The 22,386-nt window shown below is 32.9% G+C and carries 17 protein-coding genes; 5 read left to right on the top strand and 12 right to left on the bottom strand.

Translation table 11 applies throughout. The features are described from left to right. Positions 1-179: 179 nt before the first annotated feature. Together Q1B37_RS02085 and Q1B37_RS02090 are read right to left on the bottom strand one after the other, a co-directional pair. The gene (locus tag Q1B37_RS02085; protein ID WP_299603630.1) at positions 180-887 is read right to left on the bottom strand and encodes a PspA/IM30 family protein; all 708 of its coding nucleotides are present in this window, start codon (positions 885-887) and stop codon (positions 180-182) included. A 3-nt stretch (positions 888-890) separates the two neighbouring features. Further along, positions 891-1,286 carry a molecular chaperone Tir gene (locus tag Q1B37_RS02090; protein ID WP_299894900.1) on the bottom strand — a complete coding sequence of 132 codons (396 nt, stop codon included), beginning with the start codon at positions 1,284-1,286 and terminating at the stop codon, positions 891-893. Between the two features lie 328 nt (positions 1,287-1,614). Here Q1B37_RS02090 and Q1B37_RS02095 point away from each other — a divergent pair, with 328 nt between their 5' ends. The 3 genes from Q1B37_RS02095 (at position 1,615) to Q1B37_RS02105 (ending at position 3,640) form a co-directional block, all read left to right on the top strand. Beyond that, a complete protein-coding gene (locus Q1B37_RS02095; protein ID WP_299894903.1) occupies positions 1,615-2,373 on the top strand; it encodes a helix-turn-helix domain-containing protein in 759 nt (252 codons plus the stop codon). A gap of 218 nt (positions 2,374-2,591) precedes the next feature. Beyond that, positions 2,592-3,059 (top strand): ankyrin repeat domain-containing protein, encoded by a 468-nt coding sequence (locus Q1B37_RS02100; RefSeq protein WP_299894906.1) that lies wholly within the window; start codon positions 2,592-2,594, stop codon positions 3,057-3,059. 71 nt (positions 3,060-3,130) lie between these two features. Continuing rightward, positions 3,131-3,640, top strand: coding sequence for a hypothetical protein (locus Q1B37_RS02105; RefSeq protein ID WP_299894909.1), 510 nt, complete (start codon positions 3,131-3,133; stop codon positions 3,638-3,640). An 11-nt stretch (positions 3,641-3,651) separates the two neighbouring features. Here Q1B37_RS02105 and asnS read toward each other — a convergent pair whose 3' ends face one another. The 9 genes from asnS to rplM form a co-directional block, all read right to left on the bottom strand. Then, positions 3,652-5,094, bottom strand: coding sequence for an asparagine--tRNA ligase (gene asnS / locus Q1B37_RS02110; RefSeq protein ID WP_299894912.1), 1,443 nt, complete (start codon positions 5,092-5,094; stop codon positions 3,652-3,654). 745 nt (positions 5,095-5,839) lie between these two features. Next, complete coding sequence (locus Q1B37_RS02115; protein ID WP_299603621.1) at positions 5,840-8,251, bottom strand: efflux RND transporter permease subunit; 2,412 nt, start codon at positions 8,249-8,251, stop codon at positions 5,840-5,842. 85 nt (positions 8,252-8,336) lie between these two features. Continuing rightward, on the bottom strand, positions 8,337-10,778 hold the full coding sequence (locus Q1B37_RS02120; RefSeq protein ID WP_299894915.1) for a DUF5686 and carboxypeptidase-like regulatory domain-containing protein: 2,442 nt from the start codon (positions 10,776-10,778) through the stop codon (positions 8,337-8,339). Positions 10,779-10,863: 85 nt separating this feature from the next. Next, positions 10,864-11,427 (bottom strand): ribosome recycling factor, encoded by a 564-nt coding sequence (gene frr / locus Q1B37_RS02125; protein WP_219007079.1) that lies wholly within the window; start codon positions 11,425-11,427, stop codon positions 10,864-10,866. Between the two features lie 60 nt (positions 11,428-11,487). Further along, positions 11,488-12,195, bottom strand: coding sequence for a UMP kinase (pyrH, locus tag Q1B37_RS02130; RefSeq protein ID WP_299604669.1), 708 nt, complete (start codon positions 12,193-12,195; stop codon positions 11,488-11,490). 458 nt (positions 12,196-12,653) lie between these two features. Next, positions 12,654-13,616: a translation elongation factor Ts gene (tsf, locus tag Q1B37_RS02135; protein ID WP_299894918.1), complete on the bottom strand. Its 963-nt coding sequence runs from the start codon at positions 13,614-13,616 to the stop codon at positions 12,654-12,656. Between the two features lie 165 nt (positions 13,617-13,781). Beyond that, positions 13,782-14,597 (bottom strand): 30S ribosomal protein S2, encoded by an 816-nt coding sequence (gene rpsB, locus Q1B37_RS02140; RefSeq protein ID WP_299603610.1) that lies wholly within the window; start codon positions 14,595-14,597, stop codon positions 13,782-13,784. A gap of 130 nt (positions 14,598-14,727) precedes the next feature. After that, a complete protein-coding gene (rpsI, locus tag Q1B37_RS02145) occupies positions 14,728-15,114 on the bottom strand; it encodes a 30S ribosomal protein S9 (protein WP_299894921.1) in 387 nt (128 codons plus the stop codon). Continuing rightward, on the bottom strand, positions 15,114-15,569 hold the full coding sequence (gene rplM / locus Q1B37_RS02150) for a 50S ribosomal protein L13 (RefSeq protein ID WP_299603604.1): 456 nt from the start codon (positions 15,567-15,569) through the stop codon (positions 15,114-15,116). The genes rpsI and rplM overlap by 1 nt, the downstream gene beginning before the upstream one ends. A 277-nt stretch (positions 15,570-15,846) precedes the next feature. Here rplM and Q1B37_RS02155 point away from each other — a divergent pair, with 277 nt between their 5' ends. Together Q1B37_RS02155 and Q1B37_RS02160 are read left to right on the top strand one after the other, a co-directional pair. Beyond that, entirely contained in the window at positions 15,847-18,540 is a 2,694-nt protein-coding gene (locus Q1B37_RS02155) for a DUF5916 domain-containing protein (protein WP_299894924.1), read from the top strand. An 80-nt stretch (positions 18,541-18,620) separates the two neighbouring features. Beyond that, on the top strand, positions 18,621-19,814 hold the full coding sequence (locus tag Q1B37_RS02160; protein WP_299894928.1) for a serine hydrolase: 1,194 nt from the start codon (positions 18,621-18,623) through the stop codon (positions 19,812-19,814). A 108-nt stretch (positions 19,815-19,922) separates the two neighbouring features. Here the strand turns inward: Q1B37_RS02160 and Q1B37_RS02165 are convergent, their stop codons facing one another. After that, complete coding sequence (locus Q1B37_RS02165) at positions 19,923-22,346, bottom strand: T9SS type A sorting domain-containing protein (RefSeq protein WP_299894931.1); 2,424 nt, start codon at positions 22,344-22,346, stop codon at positions 19,923-19,925. Positions 22,347-22,386: the final 40 nt, after the last annotated feature.

The following is a 22,386-nucleotide window of genomic DNA, read 5'->3' on the forward strand; positions in this document are numbered from 1 at the left end:
TAAGATCTTATAATAGTCTATTGTTTCTTTGTTTTTTGTAGGAAACATAGAAAATGTCATTAACCTGTCTTTGACCTTCAAAAAAAATAGTCAATACTTTATTTTTAAGTTACCAGTTAAGGTTGCAAGTTAGTGCCTTAAAGCTTTAAAATGTTACCCCTTTTCTGGGGTTTTTTGAATTACGAGTCTTTCATTCCAAGCTGTTCTTTTAGCTTAGCTAAATCGTCTTCTGCATTCGTTCGCGTTACATCAACAGCTTTGTCTAATTCTTCGTCTATAGATTTAGAAGCGTTTGCAATATCACCATAAGCTTCTGCTAAAGCTTCTTCCTGATTTACTTTGTCCTTCATTCTTTCCAACATAGAAACAGTACTAGAACTATCTATTTCTGCCATTTGCTTATTCACATTTTTGGTAGCAGCCGAAACTTTTACTCTTGCTTTTAAAGTTTTTAGCTCGTTTTCCCACTTGCTAATGTTTTGTTTGATTTCGTCAACATTTTTTTCTAACTGAGATACGGATTTATCAAACTTTTCTGTTTCACCTTTACCACGAGTAACATGCTGTAGTGATTCTTCCTTTTTAATTAAAGCTTCTTTAGCTAATCTATCAGCCTCTGCAGTATCTAGATCTCCGCTTTGTGCTTTTTTTAGTATTAGCATAGCTTTTTGTTGGTAATCTTCTGCTTTAGCAGCAAATTCTTCTGTATCATTTTTAGATCGAATTGCTAAAGCTTTTACCTGTGCTAAAGCTTCCAGGCTTTTTTCTAGATCAACTTTCATATCTCTAATTCCCTGCTCTGTCATCTTAATAGGATCTTCCATTTTATCGATCGCAGAATGTGCTTCAGCTTCACCTATTTTAAATAGTCTTTTGAAAAAGTTCATAATTTAATATTTTGAAAAATTTATAATTTGTTCTGAGTATTCACTTAATAATAATCCTAGTGAGTTTAATGTTCCTTCTAATTCATTAAGATCTAAGTTTTCTATTTGTAATGTATCTCTGAAGATTACCTTTTCACCAGTTTCATCTAGGACAAATGCTCCATGAACAATATCTCTATTCTTTTGAAGTAAGCTACGATACACTAGTTCATTCTTATTTTTTATATTAAAAATGTGTTGTTCAATGATCAAAATAGGTGGTGCAACACCTAGGATCAAGTTTTTAATCCCTTCATTTTCTTTACTAATCATTATAATTCCATCGCCGTTATTTTCGTGGATGATGTTGAAATTAAGGGTTAGTAAATATTCTTTCACCAGTTGGAAGTGATCTTGCATATGATGGTTGTTTTGATTGATAATTAGTAATTTATTCGCTGTTTGTGACTTAGTATCAATATTACAAAAAGTAAGATAATTTTTCTACTATATCGACGGCTAAATTGGCAATGTATTGTACTACGGATATCATGGGTATGTTGTTGTTTTATGATTAATGAATTTAGTTATGGTGCTAAAATTTTTAGTATACACTATGATTTTGCCCAAAATCATTATACTTTTAAAAAGTATTTCTACTAAAATTAGCATTTATTAAATATATTAGCTAATATTGTTAGTGTAAAAGTACAATAATTTTTTATAATTGCAAATAAAATTAGCAAAAATGTCATTTTTTGGAAAAAATATTAAAAAAATTAGAAGTGTAAAGAGTTTAAGTCAACAAGCTTTTGCAGAGCTATTTGACTTAAAAAGAGGGACTTTAGGTGCGTATGAGGAAGGTAGGAGTGAGCCTAAAATAGATACGATAATAAAAATAGCTAATTATTTTAGCATAGCTATAGATAAGCTGCTAACGGATGAACTGACGGTAAATGAACTTTTAAAGTTTAAAGGAGATCTCACTACCTATGCAGAGGATATAAAGAGAGAACAATTTGCTGTGATACCTTGTATAACAGAAAGTACAGCTGGAGAATATATCTCATTATATACTAAAGACAACTTTATAAAAGAGTTACCTACAATTCAATTACCAGTAAATCCTGCTAAAAAGTTTAGAGGCTATACGGTATTGAATTTAGAAATGACAAATCATGATCAAGGTTTTTATCCAAAGGATATCGTTATAGGAGAAGAAGTCCCTTCTAATGTCATTAAGAAATTGAATAATGGGACCTTGGTAGTAGCGTTAACAGATACTAAATTAATCTTTAGAAGATTGTATATAACAAACAACAATGTTGTTTTAAGAGCAGATCATAAAAATATAGAAGACGAAGAATATCCAATTTCTGAAATTAAAGAAATGTGGCGAGTACGTTATGTGTTTTGTAAACGTATTCCTGAGTTTGCGGATGGAATGGAAGATAAATTACAAATGATAGAACAAGAGCTATTAAGAATGAAAGAAAAATTGAGATAAAACTTATCATCAAAAGCAGCGTAATTTTAAAAAGAGGTGCAACGGCTCCTCTTTTTTTGTAGTAAGTATATCATTAAAAGATGCGTATTCATCTGTTTTTCATTGTAAATTATAAAATTCTCCTAATTAGCGTGTTGCTCAATATTTTTTTGATATCTTCCATTGGTTAATAAAGACATTAGCGTAAATTCCAATATAAATATTGCAACTCCATTTTGATGAATACAATTTTTGATGCGATCCGTTCTCAGAATTTAGAAGCGGTAGATAGCTTTCTAAAAAAGGATCCAAGTTTAGTACATACAAAAGATCAAAGAGGATCTACACCTCTCTTACTTTCTACTTATTATGGTTTTTTGGATATAGCCAAATTGATTATAAGTCGAGGAGCGGATATTAATCAACAGGATGCTTCTGGGAATACCGCTTTGATGGGAGTTTGTTTTAAAGGGCATTATGAAATTGCAGAACTATTAATTTCTAATGGTGCAGATGTGGATATTAAAAGTTATAATGATGCCACGGCATTAATTTTTGCAGCTACTTTTGGTCAAAAAGAAATAATTAGATTATTGATTTCTAAAGGAGCAGATGTTACCATCAAAGATAATACCGGTCGAACAGCTGAAATGCATGCTCAAAGTCATGGAATTGATTTTGCTGAATTATTGAATGAAACAGAGTGAGTTTAGATTCTCATATAACAGATATAAAATCGGTTAATATACGTTCTATAAATATTAAAAGACGGTTATTAATGTCTCCTACTGCTGTAGGCACTCTTACGAAATATCTTCAAGATCATATTGGAACTGAAATATTGATTATTAATACCAACGTAGGTATGGAAATCTATTACTACGCTAAGAATGATCATAGTCATTTTATAAAAGAAACTGCTTTATTGCATACTATGAAGCTTGTGGATGCTTCGAAATTAAGATTTAAGAACTCTCTTAGTTCTGAAGAAGTTCGGAAAAATTTCACAGAGACTATAATTACTTTTGCACAATATCCACAACTATTCTTGGCGTATGCAAAGAAATTTATTCATTTAAGAAATAATAATTCTCAAAGCAGATACATCATGCCTGCTTTGAATAGTTTTTTTGAAGATGCAATGGCGTTTTTGGCTGAGACAGGTAAAGTGCCACACTATGATAAAATTCAAAGAGCAAAAAATAAATCCCAGAAGTTAGATGGAAATCAAAAAATAATTTGCGATCTAATTTCTGAGATTTTACTTAAGAAACATAGAAAAAACTAAATATCTATGTGTTAGAATTCTGCGTTTAAAGGAGTTCTAGGGTAAGGTATTACATCTCTAATATTACCCATTCCTGTTACGAATAATACTAGTCGTTCGAAACCTAATCCAAAACCACTGTGCGTACAAGTTCCAAAACGACGAGTATCTAAATACCACCATAATTCTTCTTCAGGGATGTTTAGAGCAGCCATTTTTTCTTTTAATACATCTAAGCGCTCTTCTCTCTGAGAACCTCCTACGATTTCACCAATTCCAGGGAATAAAATATCCATTGCTCTTACCGTTTTTCCATCCTCATTAAGTCTCATGTAAAAAGATTTAATGTCTGCTGGATAGTCAAATAAGATAACAGGACATTTAAAATGTTTTTCTACTAAGAAACGCTCATGTTCACTTTGTAAATCCGCTCCCCAATCATCGATAGGAAATTTAAATTTTTTCTTTTTATTAGGTTTAGAATTTTTAAGAATCTCAATTGCTTCCGTATAACTTACTCTTTTAAAGTTGTTCTCTAAGACAAACTTCAGCTTATCTCTAAGTAGCATCTCCGCTCTTTCGGCTTGAGGTTTTTGTTTGTCCTCCTGCACTAATCTGTTTTCTAAAAATTCTAGATCATCCTGGCAATTATCTAACACATATTGAATTACATATTTGATAAAATCTTCAGCCAAATCCATATTTCCATCTAGGTCACAAAAAGCAACTTCTGGTTCTACCATCCAAAACTCGGCAAGGTGACGAGAAGTATTAGAGTTTTCTGCTCTAAAAGTAGGTCCAAAGGTATATACCTGACCTAATCCCATAGCATAGGTTTCAGCTTCTAATTGTCCGGAAACGGTTAAGTTAGTTTCTCCTCCAAAAAAATCTTGTTTGTAATCTACATTTCCATTTTCGTCTTTTGGAATATTGTTGAAGTCTAAATTAGTCACCTTGAATGCTTCTCCGGCTCCTTCAGCATCACTTTTAGTTATTACTGGCGTGTGTACATAGTAAAAGTCATTTTTTTGAAAGTATTCATGAATGGCAAAAGATAATTTAGATCTCATACGCATAATTGCTCCAAACGTATTAGTTCGAACGCGTAAGTGAGCTTGTTCTCTTAATTTTTCCAAAGTATGACGCTTTGGAGACAAAATGGTAAGTTTCAATTCTTCTGGATCTGCTTCACCTTCAATAACAATATTCGAAACTTTTATTTCTACGCGTTGTCCTTTACCTTCACTTTCAGTAAGTGTTCCTTCTATAGAAAGTGCTGCACCAACATTAATTTTGGAAGTAATTTCACTATCGATCGTATTATCTTCAATTACACACTGAATGTTCTTAATAGTTGACCCATCGTTAATCGCAATAAATCGATCATTTCTAAAAGAACGAACCCATCCTTTTACAGATACAGGTTGCAATAGTTTGTCACTTGCTAGTACTTCTATTACTTTCGTATGTTTCATCTTTGTTTTTATTCTTTTTAATTGTTAGTTATAAATAACCATAATACATTTTAAGTTTATTCAAAATGATGTCATACATAAGGTTATTTATATCTATTTAGTTCATTTGTATGATAACAGGCTGATCGATTTCTGAATTTCTATTCTTCAATCAATATGGCACCTATTTTTGTTTGTACGTTATACCAAATAAATAGTATAAATTTTAAGTTAGCAAAGATAATTTTTTAATCTAATTAGGGCATTAGAATCTTACTCAAAAAATAAATGAATTATGTTCTTAAATGTTTTAATTCTTTTTTGAAAGGCAAATTGATGCTTTTTTCTTGTAGAACAAGATTTAGCGGTTTTTTCTAGAAGAATTTGATGTAAAAACCGTAAAAATAGAGGTTTTTGGGGAAAAAATCGCTTTTTTTGAAGTTTTTTTTATAATTGTATATAAAAATTCTTACACGATTATTTTTTGTAAATAATTGATAATGTGAATTTTGATTTTTACCAAATCTTTTAAGGACTACAAAAAAAAAGTTAAATATATATTTTTTTTATCGAAAGGGGGAAATTCCCCCCTAAAATGTGTTTCAAAATACAAAAAGGGAGCGTATCTTGCATATGCAATTATGACGATTGTGTTTACGTTAAGTTTAGTTCGATAGGTTTTGGGGTAATCTATCTTACACGGAGTCTCACTAGTTTACTAGTGAGGCTTCTTTTTTTAGTAGAATTATTTTGATAAAATTAATGCTTAATTTATCGATTCTTTTTCTTCTTCTGGAAGTTCCTCATCGCTAGCAATGATCTTTAAAGAAGGTTCTTTTAAAGTCTTTTTATTAGCAATGCTACGTTCTAAAGAAAGTAATAGAGATGGTAATAATAATAGATTGGCTAGCATCGCAAACAACAAGGTTGCAGATACAAGACCTCCTAAAGCTTTGGTTCCTCCAAAACTAGAAATCATGAATACAGAAAAACCAAAAAATAAGACGGTAGATGTATAAAACATACTAACTCCCGTTTCTCTTAAAGCAGCAAATACTGATTTTCTAATTCTCCAGTGGTTTGATTTAAGTTCTTGTCTATATTTTGCTAAAAAGTGGATGGTATCATCTACAGAAATACCAAAGGCAATACTAAATACTAAAATAGTAGAAGGTTTTATAGGTACTCCTAAAAATCCCATAAGTCCTGCTGTCATTAAAAGCGGTAATAAATTAGGAATTAATGAAATAATGATCATTTTAAAAGATCTAAACATCCATGCCATAAAAAGAGCTATCAATATAATAGCTAACCCTAAAGAAAATATAAGATTCCAGACTAGATACGTGGTTCCTTTTTGAAAGATCAGAGCCTTACCAGTAAATGAAATTTCATAACGATCTTTTGGAAACAGTTTCTCTAATTTTGGAGCAAGATTAGCTTCTATTCTTTCCATTTCTTCAGTTCCAACATCTTTCATAAATGTTGTGATTCTGGCGTACTGTCCAGTAGAGTCTACATAGCTGTTCATTGCTCCCGCTTCAGACTCAAAACTTTTGGCATATGGCAAAATAAAATTACGCTCCTGACTTGTAGGTAGTTGATAGTACTTAGGATTTCCATTGTAGTAGGTCTGTTTAGCATACTTTACTAAGTTTACAATAGAAATGGGTTTTGATAATTCTGGAGTTTCTTCCAATAATTCTTCTAACTGTTCCATTCTGCGCAGTGTAGGCAGTTTAAGAACTCCTTGCTTACGTTTGGTGTCGATTAAGATTTCTAAAGGCATGATGCCATCAAACTCGTCCTCGAAGAACTGAATATCTTGGAAAAAACCAGCAGATTTGGGCATATCCTCTAACAAACTTCCCGAAACTTTAATGGTATAAATCCCAATGATACTGGCAATAAGAATAATTAATGAAGTAGTGTATATGGTGATTCGTCTGTTTTTTACTGCATGCTCCATCCAGTTTACTAATCGCTCAACCCATCTCTTTCCTAGGTGTTTTAGGTGTCTTTCTTTTGGCTGAGGCATATAGCTATAAATAATAGTAATTACCAGTAAGCATAGGATAAAGAGTGCTACAATATTAATCGCAGCTACAATACCAAATTCTTTCAATAACTTACTCTCTGTTAAAGCGAAAGTAGCAAAACCTGCCGCTGTCGTCACATTGGTCATTAATGTGGCGTTACCTACTTTAGTAATAACCCTTTGTAGTGATTTAGCTTTATTACCGTGTTTTTTAATTTCCTGTTGGTATTTGTTTATTAAGAAAATACAATTTGGTATTCCAATAACAATCACCAAAGGAGGTATAATTGCGGTTAGTACTGTAATTTCGTATTCTAGTAATCCAAGTAATCCAAAAGCCCACATTACTCCAATAATCACGGCTGTCATTGATATAAATGTGGCTCTGAAAGACCTAAAAAAGAAGAAGAAAATCAAGGATGTAACTAATAAAGCTGCTAAAATAAAAATCTGAATCTCATCCATAATGTTTTGAGAATTCATAGTTCTTATATATGGCATTCCGGACACTTTTACATCCATTCCGTATTTTTCTTCAAAAGCTTCTATTCTAGGATTTAGAACATCTTCAATGAATTTTTTTCGAACAATTGTATTTACAATTTCTTTGTTTAGATAGATCGCACTTTGAATTGTCTTGGATTTGTTGCTGTAGATGAGTCCTTCGTAAAATGGTAACTTATTAAATAGTTCATGCTCATACTCAGAAACCTGTTTTTCCGTATAGATGCTATCTTTTATAAAAGGTATAAGTTCAAATCTAGGAGGGTTATTCTCTTTTTTAAGTGTTTTTAAATCGCTTACAGAAATTACAAGATCAATTTCGCTATACTTTTTAAACGAATCATTGAAGTCATTCCAGGCTTTTAGTTTGGTTGGTGTAAATAACGTACTATCGTTTATAGCCATTACAATAAGGTTGCCCTCATCACCAAATTTATCAAGAAATTCCTGATATTTTAAGTTAACTTCATGATCATCCGGAAGTAGATTCGCTTCTGTAAAGGAGAAACGCATATTTTTCCATTGGAAACCAAGAAAAACGGTGATACCAATAATCACGATAAATATTGCTGCTCTATTGCGGAGTATAATCCCAGCTAATGTATTCCAAAACCCGAAAGTTAGTAACTTTGCCATTCTCAATTTTCCTTGTGCAAATGTAAGGATTTGAGAACTTAATCTTTAAGAATTTTGAAAAGAAAAACGAATAAATAAAAGGGGATTATAGCTTTAGGTAAAATGTAAATTTAAAAGCAATATTGTCTTCAAATTTAGGTAGGTGATATGCACCATATCTATACGCAAAACTAAGCCCAAAACCAGCAAAAAGTTTGTTGATTTCGAAACCAGATTCTTGATAACCTCTCTGCAATGAATTAAAATCAACTCCTTGATGATTGTCTCTATTACTTACATCTCCAATAGCATATCTTGTTATAAGAACCATTTCGGGCTTAAACCAACTGGCTAACTTAAATGGTCTTAATCGATGTCTTATTTGTAATGTAGCTAAACGATCACTAAAAAATTCACTAAAAAACATGGTTTCAAAACTTCTTCTGCCCGCTACTGAGAACCTTTGAAAAACAGTTTCTTTGGTAGGCGCGTTAGGATACGCATGATATAGATGTGTTAATGGAATATCACCACTTGCTATGTCAGCTTCTAGTAATAAGCTAGTGCTTGATTGATTAAGGCGGTTAATAATATATTCGGCTTTAATCCCAATCTTACTGTAATTGAAGTTGCTATCAAATATTCCTTTATAACCTTGAGTATACTGTGCAGTTATTTTAGGATATCCATCTTGTATTTCTTTAAAACCATTGGGGGTTTTTAGAAACTTGCTAAAAGGGCTCCATCTCAGTGCAATTGTAGATTCTGCAGTTTTATATTGAGAAAAAGTTTCGCCGTTGTTTATGAATGTATAGCCTCCAGTTTGATCAATATTGCTCACCGAAAACTGTGCTTCAGATAATAATTTAGGTAAAATTCTATGTTGTAAGCTAGAACTCCAAGTTCGGTGTTTATAATAGAAGTCTATATTTACTAAACGTGGTTCGAAAAGGGAGTATACTCTTCTGTCGGTTAAATAGAAAAAGCTTCCTACTTCTCTTAAATCGTCTGTATAATTTACATTTAGCCAGGATCCTGAATCTTTGTTTAATAAAACTCCTCCTCCAATACCAAATTTAAATTTGGCATCCCTAAAACCATAAACTAAGTATCCTTCTGCACGAAAACGTTTTGAAAACTTCTCATTGGTTAAACCTCCTAATCCCAAACGCAACCCTTCGAAATTGTTGTATTTAATAGGGTAGGTAAGATCAAAATCGAAAAAACCAACAGGGTAATATCCTATATTAAAACTCTGAATAACATCGATTCTTCGTTCAATATTTTGTGCTTGTACAATACTGTCTACGACTGTAAAGGATTTTAGATCTTTTTCGGTTATAGCGCTGGTACGGTATTCGTTCCAGTATTCTTCACTTCTATTAGTTGCATCCGGATCAATTTCAATAGCCGATTGCTGTGTTTTTATCTTGGTATCTGGTTTTGTGTTATAATCAAAAAAGTCTGTTTTGGATATTAAAAAATCATTATTTCCAGTAAAACTTTTCTTATCATTTCCTAGTCTTCCTACTGATATTTGCCCTCCGAATAAAGTGACCTTCTGTTTTCCAATTCCTGGTCGAATTGTTACTTCTTGGTCTAGGGGCAACCATAATTTCTCTTCTGAAGTATATTTGAAATTATGATTTACTAATACGTTCAGTTCTCCTCGCAATTCCGCAACTGCTTTTTGAATTGCTAAGGTTTCCATATCCAAATATAAAACGCCTTCCAGACTTGCTATTCTCTTTGATCTTCTGGGTTGGAATAAAATCACATATGCAGGTCTTTTTCCTTGCGTAGTGTCTAAAACCTTATAATAATAGTTTTTTAGTGCTCTGTTGGATAGTGGCCCAGCATATCGATTATTGAAAATGACATAGTTTTCTTTATACAAAGAATTAGATTGTATTTTAATTCCTAATACATTATAAACGGGTTTGTTGAAACCAGTCATTCTTGATGCTAGAACAGTTTCTTTTTCATCTCGCCCTTTATTGAATTGATGAAGGCTAACTTTTTCTGATAGGAAGGAGTGGGCATCGTTAAAAATTCTTTCCATATCAGCACCAGTAGTATCTGGAGTCTCAAATCTAGCTTGATTATCTTCTGTAATCTTAAACTTGTTATAGGTTTTGTAGCTATAGTTGGATAAAGCTTTATTGGGATTATTCCTATCCTTATTGGAGATAGCTTGTTTAATGATATTTGAGGCAATACTTCCTGGAATATCCAAATTTACAGTTTCGAGATCCTCTTGTTTTGGAGATAGTTGTATTTCTACCTTTACAACATCTTCAGATTTAATAGAAAACTTTTTAGTCTCATACCCCACATAGCTTATGGTAAGATTTACTGGATAGCTATCACATCGTATTACAAACTCTCCGGTAGAAGATGTTAATGCGTAAGCATTGTGATCTGTTTTAACAGTGGCAAAGGGTAAGGGGTTGTTGGTGCTTTGATCAATTACTTTTCCGGTAATGCTAATTTGTGATAGAACAACAAAATGAATAAAAAATAATAAACAGAAAAGTTTGTTTTGCATTATCCGCGAATCATAATAATTGAGTTATAAATGTGCAAAAGTGTTCTTTTGAAAAAAAACACTTTTGCATAAAATTGTAAGGAAATTATACCGTCATAATTTCTTTTTCTTTGACAGCTAACATTTCATCAATTTTCTTAATGAAATTATCCGTTAACTGTTGGATATCTGTTTCGGCATTTTTTGCCATATCTTCAGATAGTCCATCTTTTTCTAGTTTTTTGATTTCATTATTGGCGTTCTTTCTATCATTTCTAACACCAACTTTAGAATCTTCTGCTTCCGCTTTAGCTTGTTTTACAAGGTCTCTACGGCGCTCTTCTGTTAACGGAGGTACGCTTATAATTACACTTTCTCCATTATTCATAGGATTGAACCCAAGGTTAGCTACCATAATCGCTTTTTCAATTTCTTGAATAAGAGATTTTTCAAATGGTTGTATGGTAATAGTTCTCGCGTCGGGTGTATTTACGTTCCCTACCTGGTTTAAAGGTGTAGGACTTCCGTAATATTCTACCATAACACCACTCAGCATAGCTGGAGATGCTTTTCCTGCTCGTATTACAGTTAATTGTTTTTCTAAATGAGCGATAGCGCCCTGCATAGATTCTTTGGTTGAATCAAGAATAAAATCTACTTCTTCGTTCATTTGTGTATAATTCTTTTCTTTATTAATGTATGAATCAAAAAATGAGCCATTTTATGATTACTAAAGATTTACTTTGGTTCCAATAGATTCTCCAGAAACTACTTTAAGTAAATTTCCAGCTTTGTTCATATCGAAAACTATAATAGGTAATTCGTTTTCTTGGCTTAGAGTAAAGGCTGTTGTATCCATAACTTTAAGACCTTTGCTTAAAACATCATCAAATGTAATAAAATCAAATTTAGTGGCATCTGCATTTTTTTCTGGATCATCTGTGTAGATTCCATCTACTCTTGTTCCTTTTAGAATAACATCAGCGTTGATTTCAATAGCTCTTAATACCGCTGCAGAATCTGTAGTGAAATATGGATTTCCAGTTCCGCCACCAAAAATTACAACTCTTCCTTTTTCGAGATGTCTAAGAGCTCGCCTTTTTATAAAAGGTTCAGCAACTTCATTGACTTTTATGGCAGATTGTAATCTCGTAGGAATATCAGCGTCTTCCAATGCGCTCTGAAGGGCCAAACCGTTGATTACTGTAGCAAGCATCCCCATGTGATCAGCTTGGACTCTATCCATACCTTTGCTGGCTCCAGCAACACCTCTAAAAATATTACCACCACCTATTACTATAGCAACTTCAACACCTTTTTCTGTTATTTGTTTGATCTCATGAGCATATTCTGCTAATCTTTTTGGGTCAATACCGTATTGGCGTTCTCCCATAAGAGCTTCACCGGATAGTTTTAGTAATATTCTTTTGTATTTCATCATTTGTTTATAGTGTGCTGCAAATATAATGATATTCTTAATTAAGAAAATACTTTGATAGCTAAAGGTAATTCCTAATAAAACCAGAAAAAATGTTAAAAATAATGGTTTGATTTAAAAAAGGGTTCTTTTCCCCTAACACCTCTATTGATTGGTGTTTGATAATGTTTTAGGTTTGCCAAAGGGAAAACAAAATAGGGGGAGATGAGAGGCGTTTTTGAAATAATGATAAAACATTTTTAGAGTTTACAAATTCACTTCGGTGTGATTTGTAATCTAGACTAATTGGGGAGTTAGTCTTTTATGGGGTAGCATTTTGGAGGGGTCCAAAATGTTTAAAGGAGATGTTTTAGAAGTTATTAGAAAATGCTTCGAAAAATGACGAAAAAAACCGCTTCATTTTGAAGCGGTTTTTGATTTTATAAACTAAAGTAACATTTCCGTTACTTTGCTGATTTTTATAAAGAAATTCTCTCGAATCCTACTACAGAAACATCACCCAATGATCCAACGTATTCTCCAACAGTTTTCTTTTCATCTTTGATGAAATTCTGGTCAAGAAGACATTGCTCTTGATCTAAGGTTGTGTTATCAGAGATGAATCTTTCTAATTTACCTGGAAGAATTCTGTCCCAGATTTGTTCTGGTTTACCTTCAGCTTTTAATTCAGCTTTTAATCTTTCTTCAGCTTCAGCAATTACGGCATCAGTTAACTGAGATCTTGAGATAAACTGAGGAACATTTTTTAAGGTTTTTCCTAACCTTACAAGTTCTTCGTTTTCTTTTTCAATGGCTGCAATTCTAGCTTGCGTCTCAGAAGCTACATATTCTGGGTCAAAATCTTTATAAGATAAAGTTGTTGCTCCCATAGAGGCAACTTGCATAGAAATGTCTTTTGCTAGTGCTTCAGCTTCATCTATACTTGTAGATAAACCTGTAAGAGCACCGATTTTATTACCATGGATGTATGATCCAACGAAAGGAGCTTCTAATACTTTGAAATCTCCAATTTCAATTTTCTCACCGATAACTCCAGTTTGCTCAATAAGCTTCTCCTGAACAGTCATTCCGTTAAAATCTGCAGCTAATAATTCATCTTTAGTTGAGCTGTTTAATGCTAACTCAGCTAATTCTTTTGCTAAAGAAACGAAAGATTCATTTTTTCCTACGAAATCAGTTTCACAGTTAAGAGAAACGATTACACCTTTATTTTTAGCGTCATTAACTTTTGCGATAACTGCTCCTTCAGAAGATTCTCTGTCAGCTCTTTTATCTGCTATTTTTTGTCCTTTTTCTCTAAGGATTTTTATTGCTTTGTCAAAATCTCCATCAGCTTCAACAAGTGCTTTCTTGCAATCCATCATTCCGGCACCTGTAGCTTTACGTAATTTACTTACTTCTGCGGCTGTTATTTTTGCCATAACGTTTTAGTATTTAATGTGTTTGTGTAAAAAACAAGTCGTTTAGTTGTAATTACTACGAAAGTAAAGAACTAAACGACTCATTAATTTTATATTAAAGTTAAGTTTTGCAAGATTAACTTTAATATTTATAATTTTTAATGATTAAAAGCAATCAATGAATGTTTATTCTTCTTCTTGCTTAGCAGCTTCAGCAACCACGGGTGCTTCCTCAGCTTTTGGTGCAGCTTCTGCTGCCGGAGCTGGCGCTTTTTCAGCTGGAGCAGCTGCTTTTGGTGCTTCTTTAGAAGCTTTTCTTTCGTTTAATCCTTCGATAATCGCATCACTTACATAAGTCATAACCTTATCAATTGATTTAGAAGCATCATCATTTGCAGGGATTACATACTGAACCTGACGCGGGTCAGAGTTTGTATCTACCATTGCAAAAATAGGAATGTTTAATTTTTGTGCTTCTTTTACTGCGATGTGCTCACGAGTGATGTCTACTACGAACAATGCTCCAGGTAGACGAGTCATATCAGAAATAGAACCTAAATTCTTTTCTAATTTAGCTCTTAAACGATCTACTTGTAAACGCTCTTTTTTAGATAAAGTGTTAAAAGTACCATCTTTCTTCATTCTATCGATAGCAGCCATCTTCTTAACTGCTTTACGAATAGTAACAAAGTTAGTTAGCATTCCACCAGGCCATCTTTCAGTAATGTAAGGTTGATTAGCTTTAGATGCTTTTTCAGCAACGATTTCTTTTGCTTGTTTTTTGGTAGCTACAAAAAGAATTTTTCTACCAGAAGCTGCGATTTTCTTTAAAGCTTCACTAGCTTCGTCAATCTTAGCAGCAGTTTTGTATAGGTTGATGATGTGGATTCCGTTACGCTCCATATAAATATATGGTGCCATGTTTGGATCCCATCTTCTTGTCAGGTGACCGAAATGTACACCTGCATCAAGTAAGTCTTTTACTTCGATATTGTTTGCCATTTTTGTAATAGTTTACGTTCTGTTGAATTAGCAATATTCAAGTGGCTATCGTTCTTCTGATAAGGCCTTGAACATTTAGATGCTAAACTAACTCCCATTTGTGGGATAACAACAAATACATTTTAATAAATTAACGTTTAGAGAACTGGAATTTCTTACGAGCTTTCTTCTGACCGAATTTCTTACGCTCTACCATTCTTGGATCTCTTGTCAATAAACCTTCTGGTTTAAGGATAGCTCTGTTTTCCTGATCTAGCTCACATACTGCTCTTGATATAGCAAGTCTAACAGCTTCAGCTTGTCCAGTAATACCACCACCGTATACATTTACATTTACATCGTACTTGTCCTCGTTACCAGTTAAGGTAAAAGGTTGGTTCACTTTGTATTGTAATGTAGCAGTAGGAAAATAAACGTTAAGATCTTTTTTGTTGATCGTAACTTTTCCTGAACCTTCTTTTAGGTAAATTCGAGCTACAGCCGTTTTTCTACGACCAATTTTGTGAATAACTTCCATTACTTAAATTCTTTTAAGTTAATAGTTTTAGGTTGCTGAGCTTCCTGATTGTGTTCTGCTCCAGCATATACCTTTAAATTACGGAATAAAGCTGCTCCTAATTTGTTTTTAGGTAACATTCCTTTTACCGCTTTTTCGATTAAACGCTCTGGGTTTTTGTCAAATAATTCCTGAGCAGTAAGACTTCTTTGCCCTCCAGGATATCCTGTGTGACGGATATAAGATTTATCAGTCCACTTTTTTCCTGTTAAGTTGATTTTTTCAGCGTTTGTAATGATAACATTATCACCGCAATCAACATGTGGGGTAAAGCTAGGTTTGTGCTTTCCTCTTAATAGTATTGCAACTACTGAAGATAGGCGTCCTAAAGTCTGTCCTTCAGCATCGATATGTATCCATTCCTTTGAAACGGTTGCCTTGTTGGCAGATGCTGTTTTGTAACTTAATGTGTCCACACTAACTAATTTTACTAATTAAACATTCCTTTCCTATATAAAATAGGGGTGCAAATGTACGATTATATATTTAGATAGCAAACAGGTAGTTGATATTATTTTGAAAGGATGATTGCTTGGTTTTCAGATAGATCAATTATTCTATTGTTTTTTCAAAGTTTTATTTCTCTGTAAGAAAGAAATCGATGTTAATATTTTATTAAATAATAAAATAAACTGTGACAAAAAATAATTATTTAAGTCCTTGTATAAACATCAATCAACAAAACCAATCAACATGAAGTGCACTATCCAAGTGTTAGTATTACTTCTTTTTGCTTTATCAGCGAATGCTCAAGATTCTACGAAAGTAAAAAAAAGAATATATACTACTAAACCTCTTCAGGGTTCTGAGGCACCAACCATAAATGGATTAATCGATGAGTCAAGTTGGGATCTAGTAGAATGGTCAGGAGATTTTATTGAAAATGAACCTGATGAAAACACACCTCCTAGTCAGCAAACAAAGTTTAAAATATTATATGACCAAAAATACCTTTATATAGCATATAGGTGTTATGATACAGAGCCAGATAAAATAGAAAAAAGGCTGTCTAGAAGAGACGGTTTTGCGGGAGATTGGGTAGAGATTAATTTAGATAGTTATCACGATAAAAGAACTGGTTTTTCATTTACTATTACTGCAGCAGGAGTAAAGGGAGATGAATTTATCTCTGATAATGGGAATAATTGGGATGGTAGTTGGAATCCGATTTGGTATACCGCTACGAATATTGACGAGGAAGGATGGACCGCTGAAGTAAAAATTCCATTAAGTCAATTAAAGTTCGGAAAAAGCAAAGAACAAATATGGGGGCTTCAGGTAAATCGTAGGTTTTTTAGAAAAGAAGAAAGATCCGTTTGGCAAAGAATACCACAAGATGCGCCTGGTTGGGTAAGTGAATTCGGAGAGTTGCATGGTCTAATTGATATAGAACCGCAAAAGCAGTTAGAGATACAACCTTTTGCAGTGACTCAGTATGATACCTTTCCAGCTGAAGATGGAAATCCGTTTAGAGATGGAGATGATTTTAAATTAAATGGTGGGTTAGATGCTAAAATTGGTATTACTAACGACCTAACTATGGATTTAACAGTAAATCCTGATTTTGGTCAAGTTGAAGCCGATCCTGCTGCGATAGCCTTAGATGGGTTCCAGATATTTTTTAGAGAACAACGGCCATTTTTTGTAGAGAATAAGAATATTTTTGATTATCAATTTGCAAATGGTTTTGATAATGTCTTTTACTCTAGGAGGATAGGTAGAAGCCCTCAAGGTTCTATTGGGTCGAGTCCTGTAAACACAGAATTCGTAGATAGACCTAATAATACTACAATTTTAGGAGCAGCAAAATTTAGTGGAAAAACGAAAGACGGATGGTCGATAGGTATATTAGAAAGTGTAACACAACGTGAAATTGCTAAAATAGAGGACGCTGATGGTAATAGGAGGGAAACAATTGTAGAGCCACTTACTAATTATTTTGTAGGTCGAGCTCAGAAAGATTTTAATGATCGGAATACGTATATCGGCGGAATTTTTACCGCTACAAATCGTAATCTTGGTGATATTTTAAATATTGATTATGATAATCTGGATACAGATGAAACTTCTGAATTAACTGGATTGCGAGAAAATAACCTGAACTTTTTAAGAAAGGCTGCGTACTCTGGAGGTTTAGATTTTAGACATAATTGGAAAGATAGAAAGTATTTTATAGAAGGAAATTTTGTAACGAGTCATGTAGAAGGATCTAAAGAGGCTATTGAAGCAACACAAAACGAACTCACACATCTTTTTCAACGAGTAGATGCGGATCATGTAGAGGTAGATCCAAATAGAACATCTTTAACAGGAACAGGAGGGAAATTAATTGGAGGAAAATCTGGCGGTGGAAATTGGCGATACACCGCCGGAGTTTTCTGGAGGTCACCTGAGTTAGAGTTAAATGATATTGGTTTTTTAAGACAGGCCGACGATATTAGGCAATTTGCCAATGTGCGCTATTTGTTTCTAAAACCTACAAAATTTTATAGAAGAGCTAATGTGAGTTTTGAACAAACTTCAGCTTTTGATTTTGAAGGAAATTTTAATAGGATTCAGTATGAATTTAATGGATTTATTAATTATAAAAATAATTGGTGGACAGAAGTAGGGGCAGCTCATAAGCCAAGAATTTTTACCAATACTATATTAAGAGGAGGTCCGAGATGGCGTTTTTCTGAAGAGAATTTTGCGTTTTTGTTCTTTGGTTCGGATAGTAGAAAGAAATTTAATTTTACCATGGGGTACGTTAACTCTGGAGCGAGACAAAATAACTTTACTTTTCATCGATATGTTTTAAGAATGCGATATCAACCTTTTAATGCTTTAAGCGTTTCTCTGAATCCAGAATTTGAGAGGAATCCTAATAAGACGCAGTATGTAACTGAGGTTGACTTTAATGGAACACCGAGATATATTACCGCTAGAATTGATCAGCAAACATTAAGTGCTAGTATACGTCTTAATTATAATATAAATCCGAACCTCACAATTCAGTATTACGGACAGCCTTTTATTTCCAGAGGGACTTATACAGATTTTAACTATGTAAATAATCCGATTGCTTCTGATTTGAACGAACGAGTAACGCTGTATGATAATAATCAAATTTCGTTAGCAGATGGAACGTATTCGGTTGATGAAGACGGAGGAGGGGTAGATTATTCATTTGGAGATCCTGATTTTGCCTTTGTTCAGTTCAGATCTAATTTGGTACTGCGTTGGGAGTATATTCCGGGATCTGAAATTTTTCTGGTTTGGTCACAAGGGATTACAGGTTCAGGGAATCCGGGAGATCATTTATTTAGAAGTTTAGATAATCAAATTTTTGGACAGCAACCAGAGAATACTTTTTTGATCAAAGCTACTTACCGGTTTGTTTTATAAAAATTTAAAAAAGGTTTCAAGAAAGTTTTTATATCGAAGTTTTTTACCTGTATTATTGCAATAATTAAGATTGTTGCTTTATGAAATGTTTTTTTAAAATTGCGATTGCTCTTTTTGCTATTGGTTGTACGGCCCAAAAAGAACAAAAAGAAGAGTTTCAGATTGAGTCAAAGCCGGTAGTAGAAAAGACGGATTCTTTGTCCTTTTTTCTAGAACATTACGAAAAGTTTTTTGCGACAAATTTTAATATTTCCGAATGTCCTGGTGCAGCGGTTGTAATCGTAAAGGATTCAACAGTTATATATCAAAAAGGTTTTGGGGTTAAAGAGATTCATACTACTGACTCTGTGGATGTTCATACGGTTTTTAGAATCGCAAGTTTATCTAAAGGAGTAACATCTGTTTTAGCGGGTAATTTAGCAGATCGAAACGAACTGCAGTGGAATCAAAACGTAAAGCAAACCGTTAAAAATTTTAGTTTAAAAGATAAAGCTCAGGCAGAAAGGCTTACCGTTAATCATTTACTTTCTCATACTACAGGATTGTACAAATACACTAATTCTAAATTGATTCATAAAGGAATGTCTTTACAAAGTATTATAGCTAATTTTAGATATAATGGTGTTGTGGCTAAAGAAGGAACGACGTACGATTATCAAAATGCAGTTTTTTCTGTAATCGAAAAAGTAATGGAAAGTAATACTCAAAAATCATTTGATACATTACTGGAAGAACGATTGTTTGGACCTGCTGGGATGACTAATGCTTCTAGTAGTTACTTGGGGATTAAAAATAATGGTAATGTAGCTTTGCCTCATAAATGGAATCATTATTCTAAGAAATATTCTCTAACAAATCTTCATAAAAACTATTACAATGTAGCTGCGGCAGGTGGTATTAATGCATCTATATCGGATATGGGAGCGTATCTAAAAGTATTGTTGGGGTATCGCCCGGATATTATTTCTAAAGAAAGCTTATCTGAAATTTTTAATCCTATGATTTGTACGAGTGATAATGACACCTATGTGAATTTATGGGATGGAGTTACTGATTCATATTATGCTAAAGGTTGGCGAATTTTGGATTATCGAAATAGGAGAATCGTATACCATGGTGGAAATGTAAACCAATACAAAACGCAATTAATGATTGATCCAGAAAATGGAATTGGTGTCTGTGTTCTATTTAATGGTCCAAATCCGTTTAATGGGCCTGTGATACCTACATTTTTGAATTATTACGATTTTTTTGTCGATTTTTCTAGAGGATGAGCTAATATTTACACAATGTAATATCGAAAATTATTTCAAGTCATTTTGATATAAAAAATAAGCTCTGGATACCGCAGAGCTTATTTTTTTGTTATTTAATTTTAAACGTTATTGCTTTAAAATTCTGGAAACATAGGTCTTTGTGTTTGTTTGTAATTTTAAAATATAAGTTCCGCTTTGTAAATTAGAAAAATCTAATATTTGGTTATCTGTTAGATTTTTTTGTTCGAAAACTTTACTTCCTAACATTCCGTAAAGTGAAGCGGTAATGTGCTCTCCGTGAATCGCTCCTAAAGATAAAACAAGTTTATCTTTTGTAGGAACTGGATATGCTTTTATTCCTGCATTATCGAAATCTTCAGTTCCTAGAGTAACATTAACATTAAGTGTTATTTTGTTTCTAATTAATGTTAAATCAGGAACATTACTATTTGTAACGATACAGTCATAGACTCCAACATCAAGAGAACTTGAATTTGAAATTGTAAAAGAGCGTTCAGTGGCACCTTCAATCTCTATATCATTTTTACGCCACTGGTATAGATTATTAGTGCTTTGTGTAGTTTCTACAGATAGAGTAGTTTCTTCTCCTTGATTTAGTATAATAACTTCTTCAGTGTCAAGTTTTGATTGGGGAGAATATATAAAACTTGTAATGTTTGTGTTATAGTTTTGTATTATGCCTTCAATGTCTTCGAAAACTAAGCTATTGTGAGAGACATAAAACCTTGATATATTAGTTGAACTAACATCCATCAACGGTCCGGATATCATATTGCGTTGGAGATTAAGATTTTTTAGGTTTGTCAATGAAAAAAGAGAAGGAGGAATACTTCCAGATATTTTATTGCCTTGCAGATACAGTTCTTCAAGAACAGTTAACGAATTAAAAATATCAGGAATTATTCCAATAAGATTAATGTAAGAAGCGTCAAACACTCTAAGCTTTGTTAAGTTTTTTAGATTATCTGGTATTTCCCAGGAATCTAAGTTTGTTAAACCGTTAATACGCAAAAATTCAAGATTTGTTAATGACCAAATTTCATTCGGGAGAGATCCTGAAATATCATTTTGTCCAATGTCTAGCCAGTATAAATTAATTAAATTACCAATATCTTTAGGTATTGTACCATTAATATTATTTCGATTCAGAGAAAGGCTAATTAATAAATCTAAAGACCATAACGAATTTGGTATATTACCTTCTAATTCATTAAACGAAAGGTTTAGATTTGTTAAATTAACTAGATTTCCGAAGGTGCTTGGTATATTTCCTGTTAATTTATTTCTAGATAAGGATAGAGATTTTAGTTTCGTTAAGTTCCCTAGCTCATTGGGTATATCATTACCCAAATTGTTAGAGTCCATATGCAGTGTTTCAAGATTAATTAGATTTCCGATTTCTGAAGGGATACTCCCGCTTAATCCATTTGCGAATAATTCAAGGTTTATTAATTTAGATAAACTTCCTATCTCAGATGGTATTTCTCCAGTGAAATTATTTCCTCCTAATGCTAAAAATGTGATGTTTGATAAATTTCCAATTTCTGAGGGTATATTGCCATGAAATTCATTTCTACTTAGATTAAGACTTGTTAATTGAGATAAATTTCCTAAAGAAGCAGGTATTTCTCCAGTTAATTTATTTTGACTAAAAAAAAGATTTTTTAGATTTGATAAATTTCCTAAGGAAGAAGGTATTTCGCCAGACAAGCTATTTCCAAAAAAACTTAGAGATTCCAATTTTCCTAAATTTCCAATTTCAGAAGGAATAGGGCCTATTAAATTTTCTTCTGCGCCAATAAATAGATTTTTAAGTTCGGTTAAATCTTCTATTTCAGGAGGAATGGAACCATTCATTCCTTGACCAAATAATGATATTTTTGAAACCCTTCCATTCTCGTCAAAGGTTAATCCTTTCCATGTTCTGTAGTCCGTCGAAAGATCCCATGGCTCAGACCAGTTAGCTCCATCTGTTGCATTATATAATGCCAGAAGTGCTTCTTTATCAGGGATTGGTTCATTAACATCAATAATTTGAATATTATCTATGTAGACTTCAAAACCATCACTTATAAATGAAGCTATACTTATTTCGAAGTACCATTCTTCTGTGATTGTTGGTGTAATTTCCTTACTAACGGTATTCCATTCAAAATTTTGGGGGATGGAGCTTGAAGAATTATTTGGATCGAAATCTGCAGCACCGTACTTATAACTAATAACTTGTTGACCAAATGTTGAACTTCCGGATTTTACTTTATAATCGAAACTTAGTCTGTACGTTTTTCCGCCTTCTAAAATATAGTTAGAAGCTATAATTTTTGGTCTAGTGGTGCCTTCCACAAAAAGGGCACTGCTTAAACCATTAGTTACTTCGTTTTGATTTTGGGAAATATTTCCTTCTTGAAGCGTCCAATCGTTTAATTGACCTGAGGTCCAGTTTTCAAAACTTCCATTTTGGATTAAGTTTGTTTGAGAATAGCTAAAAGTAGTGTATGCCAAACAGGCTACGAGTAATAGTTTTTTCATTTTAGGGCTTTTTTTGATGCGCAAATTTAATAAATTAATG

The organism is uncultured Aquimarina sp. (assembly GCF_947492965.1).
GTDB lineage: Bacteria > Bacteroidota > Bacteroidia > Flavobacteriales > Flavobacteriaceae > Aquimarina.